Raw genomic sequence first — 13,173 nt, forward strand, 5'->3', positions numbered from 1 at the left:
AAAAGTGCTGGGCAAATTTGTAGCTTTCATACAGATAAAGGATTCACTCGTTTCCACTCGCGCATCCCAATAGGCAATCCCGGGCAAGCATGGAAACCATAACCCGCTCCGCGTGTTAGACTTTTTGTTTCCTTCCGCCTCTTCGAAGTAAACTTCGTAGGCTGCAGGAAACAAAAAACCCATAACTTTCGTTATGGGTTTCCTTTTGCGGAGAAAGAGGAACTGCAACCTACCACATTAAATATTGATTATCAGGTATTTATAAATTTTAATATAGAAATTACTCACCGAATTACGCACCTACAAATAACTTGTCTATTCTTATCATTGGTCGTTTTACGATTTGATATGTTCAGAAGTCACACTCTTAAAAGTATTGGTAATTTACTAAACCAACATGCAAAACTTAGTTAATCGTATAAATTCAACAAAATGATATATAATCAAGCCATAAGTGATTCAATAAAATTTTTGGAGATAGGTTTACTGGTAAATTTAGAGATTCCTCTTTCCAATTTTGCTTTATGCACGTCATGAGGGCTAATACTGCTGGATACAATACATACTTTACAATGTTCATGCAGATTATTATCCAATTTATTGAATTGATCCAAAAATTCAAAGCCATCCATTATAGGCATGTTAATATCTAAAAAAATCAAATCAGGCAAATTTTCAATATTGAGATTGTTTTCTTTTAGATATTCTAGAGCTTTTTCAGCAGAAGTATATTGCAATACATCCTTCGCAAAACAATATTTGGATAATAATTTAATTGTAATAAAAATGTCAATCTTATTATCATCAACTATCATTAACTTTTTATACTTATGTGTCATTGTCCTATTGGCGGTTTATATTATTTATTTTCAGAAAATAGTATGATTTTTATTGTTTGATAAATTGGGTAAACCTATCCATGCGCCTTTTGGCCACAGGTAGTATTGTGCCGTCAGAAAATTCACAATGAAAACCATCTTTTTTAGTGATTTTTACAATATGTTTTATATTAATTAGATAAGAATGGTGAATTCTAAAGAAATAATTTTGATTAATGGTATTTACATATTCACCAAGGTTCTTGGTAGATAAAATTTTTGCTCCATCCGTCAATTTAAATTCGGTATATTTCCCTTCGGACTGGCAATAAATAATATCATCTGTTTTTAGCAATTCTATTTTATTATTTGATGATATTGCAACATAATCTTGGTTGGTACGCGATGCGTTTAAGAAGTCTATTTTCTGTAGTTGGATTTTTTGAAAACTAAGTTCTATTTCACATATTTTCATGACATTATAAACCGCTAGTATGATATCATTAAAGCGCAATGGTTTTAATAGAAAGCCAACTGCGTTTAATTTGTAAGCGTGATATGCATCCTTCTTCTCATTGGACATGAATATAAATTTAGGTGCTACGAAATCTATATTATCAATGAGTTCAAAAAAATTTAAATTTGCCTCACAGGCATTAAAGAATATTAATTCTGGCCGCTTTTTTTTTATCATTTCTATGCCTATCTCAAACTTGGTGTCAGAGCCACAGATTGATATAATCATTGCATTTTCCTTTGCAAATTTTTGCAATAGTTGAACAGTATCATTTTCATGATCTATAATAACTGCGTTAATTAACTTCATAGGGGCCAAACTTCATAAGTAAATCTTCTATGCCACATAAATCTCACTTCTCCGTACCTTTTATTCGAATTAGGATTTATTGACAATTAAGAATTTTAACGACTTATGGATTTAATCTTTTAAATATTGTTTCTTTATCAATCAATTATTAAGTGTAATCCAGAGCATTTAATCTTTATCCATCTTCCACAAAATAAGGGTTTTTACTCCCACAACGATTTCGAATCTTATACCTTCTAAAGCTTATTTTCTTACTACAAGAAATTCCTTAAAACAATATTTAAATTTTAGAAGACTTTATATAAGTTTTTCCATGTCAATCTTTTCATAACACGGAAAGATTATCATCATTATAGAATGAATTCAAAACTACCTTGTTGAAGGCATTAAAATTAACCTTTTGGTGATAATTGGCTTGGTAAAATCCAACTAAGGTATTATTTGCTACTATACATTAATAAGTGTTAGGTTCCAAAGAACAAGTGTTCTCTATTTGGATAAATTAATGCCATGGCTAGGAACAAATCCGCTACTGATAATCTAATTAATTGAAGAATTTAGAGATGATGTGTTCACGACAATTGTTCCAAATGGCTAAATTTGGCTAATACCCAAGAACTTCACTGTTTACGTTAAATGGTATTGGCGCTTAAAAACGAAATACATATATAATAAGCTGTCAACTGGCATTATTCAACCGGTATAACCACAATAAAAACAGGGAAAAAATAGTATGATCAACAATTAACATGCCCCACCTACTTGTAGGTAGAAATTTAAATTATTGAAGATTAGCCAATCTTTCTATAAATTCACTGGTAATAGGTTTACTGGAAAAAAGGGGGATGCCTTTTTCAATTTTTGCTTTGTGGATATCATAATCACTTACAGTACTGGATACAATACATAATCTACAATTTTCCGTTATATTCTCGCCCAATTCCCTAATCTTATCTATGAATTCGAAACCATCTAAATTAGGCATATAAATATCTATAAAAATAATCCCGGGTAATTCTGACTTTTCAGTTTGGTTGTCCCGTAAATAATCATAGGCACCTTCAGCAGACGTAAATTCTAAAACATTCTCGGCTAAACTATTTTTCAATATCAATTTAGTGGTAAAATAAATATCCAATTTATTGTCATCAACGACCATTACCTTATTGTATGTTGTCTTCATGTAACGTTTGTAATTTAATATGGTGATTACGAAAGTTTAATAAATTTAGAAAATCCATCCAATCTTCTTTTTGCTACCGGTAACATTACACCATTTGTAAATTCACAGTAATAACCATCCTTTTTGGAAATTTTCACAATATGTTGAATGTTTATAAGGTAGGAGTGATGTATTCTAAAAAAATAGGTACTATCTAATGTTTGAGCATATTCACCCAGGTTCTTGGTAGATAATATTTTTGTGCCATTGGCCAAAATAAACTCTGTATATTTCCCATCCGCTTTGCAATATATGATATCTGTGGTTTTCACCAATTCTATCTTGTCCATTGAGGAGATAGCAATATATTCTTTGTTTTGATTTAAAAAATTTATGGAATTTATTTCATCAAGTTGCACTTTTTGAAAACTCTGTTCCATTCCCTTTAGTTTCAACACCTTATACACGGACAAAATAATATCATTAAAATTTAAGGGTTTCAATAAGAACCCAACGGCGTTCCATTTAAATGCTTGATATGCCTTTGACATATCGTTGGACATAAAGATGAACTTAGGTACCATAAAATCAATATCATTGAGAAGTTGGAGGTATTGCAGGTTTTCATCCTTTGGATCCAAGAAAATTAATTCTGGTTTTTGTTTTTTAATTAAATCGATACAAGTTTCAAATTTATCATTCTGGCCAGATATGGCAATTAGCATTACATTTTCATCTGCAAATTTTATTATGCGTTGAATTGTTTCACTCTCGTTATCAATTATAATAGCTTTGATGGCCTGCATTAATAGTATGGATTGATTTCAAAATTGGTGCAAAATTGGTGCAAAATTATCGATTTCAATCTACAAAATTAAATTAAGTTCTGTTTTGAAGGGCATATCACTACTGATATCCCTATCAACTCCTAATAACAAAAACGCATCAATGCAGCACTATTTGGCCGGTCTTCATAAACAGACCTAGAGAAAATTTATTTTTATTGACCATGTTTATTAACGAAATCTTAACTTGGTAACAGACAAAATATACCAGAATATTTCGCTTTAATTCTTTTTACTTGTTAATTTACAGCTTCCTTTTTAATCGTAAAGTGAAATACACTTCCCTTTCCTTCTTCTGATTCCACTTGTATTTCTCCGCCCATATTTGAAATTATAGTTTTAACAATGGCAAGCCCCATTCCTGATCCTTCATATTCCTCCGTATTTCCAACGCGTTTAAATATAGTAAAGATGTTCTTGAATTCGCGTCGAGGGATGCCTATTCCATTATCCTTTATCCAAAACTTGTAATTTTCTTTATCCTCTTTATATATAATATTAACAATAGGTTCTCGACCCTGAGGAACAAATTTTAGAGCGTTCGCAATAAGGTTTTGAAATATTTGTCTACAACCCGCAACAGAACCAAAAATTATAGGCAGTTTTTCCGAAGTGATTTGAGCATTTTTATCTTCTATTTCTTTTTTTAAAATTTCTTTGACCTCCGTCAGTATTTCATTCAGATCTACCCTTTCGTTTGTTGCGTAAGTAACGGCTTTGTGGTAATCCATTAATTCTGTCAGCATCCTATCCAATCGCTTGGCACCGTCTATAACGTAATCCAAGTACTCCCTGGGCTTTCCATTAAGATTCCTACCATATTCATCATTATAGAATGAGAGAAAAGAATTTACCATACGCAATGGCTCCTTTAAATCATGGGCAACAGAGTAAGTAAACATTTTCATATTATTATTAGCGAGCTGAAGTCTTTTATTCATTGACTCAATTTTGGTATTTATGACCATTAGCTCACGTTGTTTGTTAACCAGTTCATTATTTAAAGATGTAAACTCATTCAAGGATAATTCGGTATTCCATTCCTTGTAAATATTATTTCCTCTTTGAATTTTTGATTTGTTGCCCAATTTCCTTATCGGTTGATCTTTATCCGTTAATGGTAATAGATGATTTAATATAGGCATGTCTGAAGACCATTCCCCGTGACCATAAAGTAGAATCATATCTTCTTTCAGATAACCAGAAGCTTTAAACATCATTATATTATCATTTGCACTGAAAAATAAATCAGTGCCGTTTTCTTCGTAGTTATTAAGAATTTTATTCCAAAAATCTTTATAATCCGTTAATACTTCTGGTAAAACAAGAATATTTAGGTCTATAGGTACCGTTAATCGATTAAAAAAACCCAAAGAGTCTTCCAAAACTTTTTCAACAACACCTCGGGTATTGCACAGTAAGATAATCATATCCGAATTTTTCATGATCCTATAATTTATACCACATTAATTGGCCCAAGATAAAGCATCCGTTGCATTTTCTAAAAATGCATCCGCTGATACCTTTTTCCATAAGCCTGGATTGGATAGAAATGTATATCCACCTACCACAATCTTTAATTGGGCCAAACTACTATCCCCGCGTATCTGTTTTATTAGAGTTTCAATCTTGCTAACATTGCAGGAAAGTGTACAAGATATTGCTAACAAATCCGCCTTGGAATTAATTAAAACTTCTTGTACTTCTCGATCAGAACTATTGGATCCAATGTATTTAGTATTCCAACCTTCCATTTCAAAAAAGTCGGCAACCATTCTTATCCCCATTTCGTGTAATTCTCCAGAAACTGTACAAGCAACCATTGTTTTCCCCGTTCGCTTCGACGCAAAAATATATTGATATAAACCCGAAATGATTGATTGGGTAGAAGCCGTACAATAATACTCCTGTACAATAGTTATTTTGTTGTACAGCCATAACCTGCCCACTTCATACTGGGAAACCTTAAAAATGTGCAGATATATATCCTTTATGCGTACATTTCTTCTAATTAATTCATGAATAAAGAAAATTGCCTCATGTCTTTTTCCTTCAAGCAAAAAACGGAGATAAATATTAACCTCTTTTTTAAAAGGGTTATTGTTTGTGATGTAGGTTTCCCGCCTTTGCGGATTTACACCTAGTTTTTCTTTAGCTAAAACAATATACGACTCGGCCAAATTTGATAATTCACCTCCCACAATCTCTTTAAAAGCTCGTTGAACAAAATCGAGATTGGTATGTATTAAGGTTTCCGAAATATTTCTTGACTTCAGCATTGGCAATGACCAACGTATATAGTTTATGTATATATCAGGATGGTTCATATTTATAGCTTCGATTAGGTAGTTTATGTGAAAAAGACATTCGTCATTACATTTTTGCTTGCCACCAGTCGCATCAAGTTGTAAAAATTTAGTGTCATGTATAAAATGTAAACTCACAACAAATTGGGCCAATGTATTGGACTTTTCAGATAATGAATGCATTTCTATGATAGACATGATTAAACTCTGTAAGTTACGACTTATAACTTATATAAAACGCATATAATCCCGGGTGCCAGTTAAGTTATATATCGCAGTAATATTAACATTGTCTTAAATTTGACAATATAATTCTAGTTTCATGGCTAAATCTGTAGCATTTTTTAAAAAAATTTACTCAGTGAAGTTACAAAAATGACTATATTTTTATGTGCCAAAATTTGGTTGCAACAAAAACATAACTCATTCTCACACTTACCCACAACTAACATTGTTTTACAAAAAAAGGAAATATGAAATCCTTTATATCCTTATTACATTAAAAATTTGTTCAACTGTTTTTGAACGAGAGGTATTTCTAAAAAATGATTTCCTAAAAAAAGACAAGGCATTATGCAATTTGTCCGATTCTTGGTTATTGATGTCAGTACTAATTTTAGTAGTGTAAATAAACGGTAATTTATTCACCCGAGGATTGTAATAAATTTCAATACCCCTTTTTTCACAATATAATCTTCCTGTAAAATTTAAATGACGATACTCCTCTCCTATAATTCTAATATCAACATTAGCGGAACGCAATATACTTTCTAGTTCTTCTTCGGTCGTGTATGTAATTATTTCATCAACAAACTCACAATCACTTAAATCCGCATACCTTTCTTCGAGCGACAGTAATGTACTTTGCATCATAGGAATTTCAAGCGATGAATTGGAATTAGACTGAAGACCTACAATTAAATAATCGCACTTCTTTTTTGCTTCTTTTAACATTTCAACATAACCACAATATAATAAATCGAATTTACCAAAGGTTATTCCTCTAACCATAAAATATTAATTTAAAAAATGACCACTTTATTTTATTAATAATATAATAATCTTGTATCAACTATGGTCCATTGCCCCAGGTCAAGTCCATGAATTTTGAGTGGGCCAAATGTACATTCTTACAACTACTTTTATAGTTTTCAAACAACCTTCTTAGCAAGTGGCAAGAAATAAAAATAAGTGTATCCCATATTCGGCATATGTGATATTTTTATATGATTTTCACATATAAATGTTGTTGCAATTTAAAGTTCTTTACCCGCTATTTTGATGGAAACCACCTCCTTTTCATGAGGATTAGTGATAAAAAAATAGTATAGACCTAATTTGGATTCAATCCATAAATTACCCACATGACCACAGAGTGTTCTTTTGTATTTCGATATTTCTTGGATATTTAAAAAAAGTAATTAAATGGTAATCAGCGGTATGGAATTGCAGGGCAAATTACTAGAGTGAATGTTTAATCCTTATATTACGGTATAGCTTTTCCTAAAAACGATCCAAGACCCACCTCTTTCATAAGACTTCGACAATGGTTTAAAATCTTGTTTAATTAATTCTTGTCAATTAATTTATGGCGATTACTTGTAGTTAGCCAAGAATAGCTAATTCTTTGAATTGATCTCACAAACTCATTTATCTCCAATGGTTTTACTACAACTTCACTAACCTTTTCATCTAAATCTGACATAACTTTGCATTTAGAAGCCGTAAACAAAACTATTGGGACAAAATCCATGTAATAATATAAAGTCTTCAATAAGGAATGTATCTGATCAACGTATATCAGTTCTTCATTAACAATTACGAGGTCTGGTTTTTCCCTGAGACCGTCAATAATCGAAAGCGGATTATATAAATCGGCATCTGAATCATTTCGGATAACCTTAATTTCAAAATGATTCTTTTGTCGAAGCAAAGTTTCTTTTATAACCACAATATCAATTTCCGAGTCTTCAATGAGTAGAACATTTTTGATTTTCATTTAACAGAATTTAAAGAATTATGATTAATATTTAAATACTCAACTACAATAACTTCTTAAATTTTTATGCCTATTCCTAGTATAGTCTTTTGAGAATACATTATTAAATCGCCCTATCTAGAATTAATTAGCATTAGCGAAACCAAAACATTAAGAAAGCGTACCCGTTTTTTCAAACTTCAAATTCGCTATTTCATTAACACTAAGCGGTAATGGTAACAATAAAGCCCAGATCTTTCAACAATAACTGAACCCTGTTTCTCTCTACTTGCTTAACAACGCCACTTTGCCCCTTAAATGGACCATTTTTCACAATAGTATTATCTCCTTTTTTTAGTCCTTCTACTCTTACTTGTTCAGGGCTTTTCCCTGAAATAGACTCTTTCAGAATGTTTATCTCTTCTAAACTTATCTTTGCCGGCTTTCCCAACCAAAATACATATCGTACTACTCCTGGGGCCACATAAACCTTTGATCTTTCCTTTTCTTCCACTTCAACAAAAACATAGTTGGGGAGTAGGGGAGCTTCTACTTTTTTCTTCCTATCAGACCATTGCCTCATTTCGGTCGTCATCGGGCAATAAACATTTATTCCCTGTTTTTCAAGTTGAGAGGCCACTTTTTTTTCTTGTCTCGGCTTTGTATATAAGGCGTACCAATTCATTTTAGTTTTCTTTTTACTGGGCCAATTTCAAAAGGAGCCCATAGAATGCTATTAACTGTTATAAATTTTTGAAGTAGGCATTTCTTCCTTTTCCAAGGAAGGTGCTACCGTTACTTGGAATATTTATTTTTGCAAAAAGAATTACTGAAATAATTAAAGCAATCGTCATAAAAACAGAGAGTACAAAACTCTCATTGATATTCAAGTCTCTTGACACCATGGCTATTGTAATAGCAAAAATACTCACTACACCAAGTATGGCACTTATCTTCCAATGCGCAAAACCTAAAAGTGAAAATTGATGATGTATATGATTTTTATCTGGATAAAAGGGGCTTTTCCCCATATATAACCTTATAATAAACACCCTGGTCGTATCGATTAGTGGAAGAAGCAAAGGGGCACAGGCCAACACAAGAGTATTGTCCGTTTGAAGTATATTATTTTCCAAATATCCCACATTAGAGATAATGACCCCTTGAAATACGAGAAGTAAACCAATTAACATGGATCCAGTATCCCCCATAAACATCTTTCTTTTCTTTGAAAAATTGAATACCAAAAAAGACAGTAAGGCCCCAATAATAGCACAGGACAATAACAACATGGATGCATTACCTGTTGCATAGAAAATGATTCCGTACCAAACAGAGCAAATTATGGCCTGAGTACTGGCAAGTCCATCAACACCATCTATTAGATTGAAAGCATTTATAAACAATACAAAAACAAATAAGGTGAACAGGCCAGAAACGATTGGAGGAAAAAGATCTACACCCACCAATCCATGCAATCCTAGAAACTCAGCTTTGGAAAATACCACAAGTAAGAAAGCTGCCGCTATTTGACCTATTACCTTATACATGGGACGAAGGGATACCAGATCATCTGTTAGCCCTATAAAAAATATAATAATCATGCCACCAAGTACATAAAAAAGGGAATGTAGCCCATCACTTGGAGCAAAACAGAATAAGGTCATTGAGATGCCCAAAAAAATTGCAACCCCTCCAAGTGGTGTAACTCTACCTGCATGGGAGCTACGGGTACTTACAAAACATGTAATCTGCTTTACAAGCCCTATTTTTCTAATAAATGGTGCACATATATAGGTAACCAATGCTGACACCAATATAGATAAAAAGTAATATCCAAGCTCCATAATTAATATGATGATTATATTATTAGTAGGAAAAATCCTTCTTTTTTTAAAATTCAAATTTATCAGATTTAATGGAGTTTTATACCTTAAATACTCCACAGTTAACCACCGTATCATAAACAATATAAGTGGGGTCAGATCGATAATAAATGGTAAATGGGTAAAGATTAACGCAGTTAGAAAACAGATAATCTGCACTGTTTTACTCGCAAAACCTAAAACAAAACTTATTTGCACTCACGATACAACCTCTATATAACCAAATCTTATTACAGTACTGCCACGATAGCCATAGCTGTTGGTATTTAGCAAACACTAGCCATAAAGTATGCTGAATGACTCTTATAAAATCAAGTAATGTGCTACTTTAACTACATTATTTGATTAAAAAAATTTACATCTGTTACCGGGAGGTGGGCTTAATTTTCATTTTTAAGACATCTCCTAATCATAAAAGCAATCCAGTTGTTAGAAAATAATTATAAAGCGCTTATTTGGATTGTGCAGAGTGTTATATCCAATTTTAATAATATTGAAATAACTAATTACACTAAAAATTGACCGCTTATTACCACATGTTGCCACTTGATACTTTGCGTCTGGTCGTTACAATTGTTTATATAATTTTGCGGGTTGATAAAGTCGTGAAATACTTTTTTCACCTCAATTTAACTTATTTGATATACAGTGACTGTGGGTGACTGCGGCGGAGCCATGTCCTGGTCTGATTATTTATCCTTCTATTTTCGGAAGGTTTATAATAAAAGTACTTTATGTTGCCGGCTTAGCACGGCCTAAAGATAAATCGGTATTGGATTTTTGTGGCTTGCTAAATAAATATTAGCAAAAAAAATATAAAAGAAACCGGAATAGATTTAATAAAGTAAATACAAATACATAAATGGATACTGATATTAAAATAGCTGTTATAGGATTAGGTTATTTAGGCTTGTCATTAGCCCATTCATCGGTAACCAAATATCCTGTGGTTGACGTCAAAATCCCAACGGAACTTATCCTGCGGTAATCCCGTTTTTGTGAAGCAATTTATGAACCACGAAAGCCCGGTGACAAATGGTGATGGCATCTATTCTAGGGACTATAGCTCTATATACATGTGGTACAGATAAATCTATTGGCCATCACCACAGTAAATGAAGCAGCCCTAAACCAAGTGTACAACACATTGATAAAGGTATTGAAGAGGCTGTGGAGTGGAATTGGGGGAATCTTAATAAATGAATCAATTGAATAAAATTTATAATGCAATCCTTAGTGGAGGATCCGGCACCAGATTATGGCCCTTGTCTCGAGAGAGCAGACCCAAACAGTTTTTACCATTGTTTCATGGAAAATCGCTCTTTCAAGAAACGGTAATCCGAAATGCTAATTTGGTGGACGATTTTATGATCATTACCAATGAAAAGCAATACGAAGCAGCCTATCAACAGGCTGCAGAGCTAAACCAACCCCTATCGAAAAAGATTATAGAACCTATAGGCCGTAACACAGCTCCGGCCATTACCCTAGCTTGTTTAAGTGTGAATGCTGAGGATATTTTGTTTGTAACGCCTTCGGACCAAATGATTGGAGACAGTGATATTTATAGAAAAAACCTAGATCGCGCTATTCAATTAGCCAAAGACGGCTATTTGGTCACCTTTGGTATTCAACCTACTAAACCCGAAACAGGTTTTGGATACATTGAACACCAAGAAGAGAATGTGGTAAGATTTACCGAAAAACCCGCCTATAAAACCGCGATGGAATTTTTAGAGCAAGGTAATTTTTTATGGAACAGTGGCATGTTCTGTTTTAAAGCTGGCATATTTTTAGAAGAAATAAAAAAACACCACCCGGCTATCTATGAAGCGAGTGTTGAAGCTTTTAAAAAAAGTACAGAAGGACTAGTTGCTTTAGATGCCATGGAAGCTATCCCTAGTGAGAGTGTGGACTATGCCGTTTTTGAAAAAAGTGATCGTATAAAGGTTGTTCCTTCCTCTTTTTATTGGACAGACCTAGGCTCTTTTGACGCCATGCTCGATTATCATGAAAAACAACCTATATGCTGCTTAAAAACCATTAATGGTGAAGACAATCACAACACCCACGCCCTTGCTACCAAAGCGGTATATGGTATAGGAATAGAAGATATATTGGTTATAGATACCAAAGATGCTCTTTTCTTGATGAAAAAAGGACAATCAGATAAAGTAAAAGCAATATACAACCAGGCTAAGTCATCAGAGCCAGCATTACTACATTAAAATTATGAGTCAGAAAGTAGCATTTATTACAGGGGTTACCGGACAGGACGGCGCTTATTTAAGTGAGTTCCTTTTAAAGAAAGGTTATGAAGTACATGGATTAAAACGTCGTTCTTCCATGTTCAACACGGATAGGGTAGATCATTTATACCAAGATCCCCATATTGAAGATCGCAATTTTATATTGCACTATGGGGATATGACCGATAGTACCAACCTTATTCGTTTGATTCAAGAAATTCAGCCAGATGAGATATACAACCTGGCTGCTATGAGTCACGTTCATGTATCCTTCGAGGTGCCAGAATATACAGGAAATGCAGATGGCTTAGGTACTCTAAGAATTTTAGATGCGGTACGTTTATTAGGATTAGAGAAGAAAACTCGTATTTATCAAGCTTCTACTTCAGAATTATATGGTAAGGTACAGGAAGTACCACAATCAGAAACTACGCCATTCTATCCTCGTAGTCCTTATGCCGTTGCCAAGATGTATGCGTTTTGGATTACCGTTAACTACCGGGAAGCTTATGGCATGTATGCTTGTAATGGTATTTTATTCAACCATGAATCTCCTATACGTGGAGAAACTTTTGTTACCCGTAAGATTACCAGGGCCACAGCGCGTATTGCCTTAGGTTTACAGGATAAGTTTTATTTGGGTAACTTGGATGCTCAACGCGACTGGGGGCATGCAAAAGATTATGTCCGAATGATGTGGATGATCCTACAAGCCAAAGAGGCTGAGGATTGGGTAATAGCAACTGGGAAAACTACCACAGTTCGTGAATTTGTACGTATGGCTTTTGCTCATGTAGGTATTGAATTGGAATTTAGGGGAAGAGGTGTAGGCGAGAGGGCATATGTTGCAGCTTGCATCAATCCTGATTATCAATTGCCCATTGGGAAAGAAGTATTAGCTGTAGATTCGCGTTATTTCCGTCCTACGGAGGTAGACCTTTTAATAGGAGATCCCACCAAGGCCCAAACTAAATTAGGTTGGGAGTGTAGGTATGAGCTTAAGGATTTAGTAGAAGAAATGATGGAAAGCGATGTGGAACTTATGCGCAAGGAAACTCATTTAAAAGAAGGTGGGTATCAGATTATGAATTATTACGAATAAA

Annotated in this window: 12 protein-coding genes; 2 read left to right on the forward strand and 10 right to left on the reverse strand. The window is 33.5% G+C overall.

From position 1 onward, the window contains the following. Positions 1–443 precede the first annotated feature (443 nt). The 10 genes from U735_RS0111530 to U735_RS0111575 form a co-directional block, all read right to left on the reverse strand. A complete protein-coding gene (locus tag U735_RS0111530) occupies positions 444–839 on the reverse strand; it encodes a response regulator (protein WP_051892101.1) in 396 nt (131 codons plus the stop codon). A 49-nt stretch (positions 840–888) separates the two neighbouring features. Continuing rightward, on the reverse strand, positions 889–1,644 hold the full coding sequence (locus tag U735_RS0111535) for a LytR/AlgR family response regulator transcription factor (RefSeq protein ID WP_031443962.1): 756 nt from the start codon (positions 1,642–1,644) through the stop codon (positions 889–891). Between the two features lie 781 nt (positions 1,645–2,425). Then, positions 2,426–2,827: a response regulator gene (locus U735_RS0111540; RefSeq protein ID WP_031443963.1), complete on the reverse strand. Its 402-nt coding sequence runs from the start codon at positions 2,825–2,827 to the stop codon at positions 2,426–2,428. A 26-nt stretch (positions 2,828–2,853) separates the two neighbouring features. Further along, positions 2,854–3,612 (reverse strand): LytR/AlgR family response regulator transcription factor, encoded by a 759-nt coding sequence (locus U735_RS0111545; RefSeq protein ID WP_031443964.1) that lies wholly within the window; start codon positions 3,610–3,612, stop codon positions 2,854–2,856. 278 nt (positions 3,613–3,890) lie between these two features. Continuing rightward, positions 3,891–5,096: a sensor histidine kinase gene (locus U735_RS25020; RefSeq protein WP_031443965.1), complete on the reverse strand. Its 1,206-nt coding sequence runs from the start codon at positions 5,094–5,096 to the stop codon at positions 3,891–3,893. A gap of 21 nt (positions 5,097–5,117) precedes the next feature. Further along, positions 5,118–6,155 carry a cobalamin B12-binding domain-containing protein gene (locus U735_RS0111555; protein WP_031443966.1) on the reverse strand — a complete coding sequence of 346 codons (1,038 nt, stop codon included), beginning with the start codon at positions 6,153–6,155 and terminating at the stop codon, positions 5,118–5,120. A 285-nt stretch (positions 6,156–6,440) separates the two neighbouring features. Continuing rightward, positions 6,441–6,968: an adenylyltransferase/cytidyltransferase family protein gene (locus tag U735_RS0111560; RefSeq protein WP_084681106.1), complete on the reverse strand. Its 528-nt coding sequence runs from the start codon at positions 6,966–6,968 to the stop codon at positions 6,441–6,443. 556 nt (positions 6,969–7,524) lie between these two features. Beyond that, positions 7,525–7,956: a response regulator gene (locus U735_RS0111565; protein ID WP_031443968.1), complete on the reverse strand. Its 432-nt coding sequence runs from the start codon at positions 7,954–7,956 to the stop codon at positions 7,525–7,527. A gap of 202 nt (positions 7,957–8,158) precedes the next feature. Then, on the reverse strand, positions 8,159–8,620 hold the full coding sequence (locus U735_RS0111570; protein ID WP_031443969.1) for a UpxY family transcription antiterminator: 462 nt from the start codon (positions 8,618–8,620) through the stop codon (positions 8,159–8,161). A gap of 58 nt (positions 8,621–8,678) precedes the next feature. After that, complete coding sequence (locus tag U735_RS0111575) at positions 8,679–9,782, reverse strand: glycosyltransferase family 4 protein (protein ID WP_198036651.1); 1,104 nt, start codon at positions 9,780–9,782, stop codon at positions 8,679–8,681. Positions 9,783–11,020: 1,238 nt separating this feature from the next. Here U735_RS0111575 and U735_RS0111580 point away from each other — a divergent pair. After that, positions 11,021–12,049 (forward strand): mannose-1-phosphate guanylyltransferase, encoded by a 1,029-nt coding sequence (locus tag U735_RS0111580; RefSeq protein WP_031443971.1) that lies wholly within the window; start codon positions 11,021–11,023, stop codon positions 12,047–12,049. Positions 12,050–12,053: 4 nt separating this feature from the next. Further along, positions 12,054–13,172: a GDP-mannose 4,6-dehydratase gene (gene gmd, locus U735_RS0111585; RefSeq protein ID WP_031443972.1), complete on the forward strand. Its 1,119-nt coding sequence runs from the start codon at positions 12,054–12,056 to the stop codon at positions 13,170–13,172. Position 13,173: the final 1 nt, after the last annotated feature.

It is taken from the genome of Arenibacter algicola (assembly GCF_000733925.1).
Classification (GTDB): domain Bacteria; phylum Bacteroidota; class Bacteroidia; order Flavobacteriales; family Flavobacteriaceae; genus Arenibacter; species Arenibacter algicola.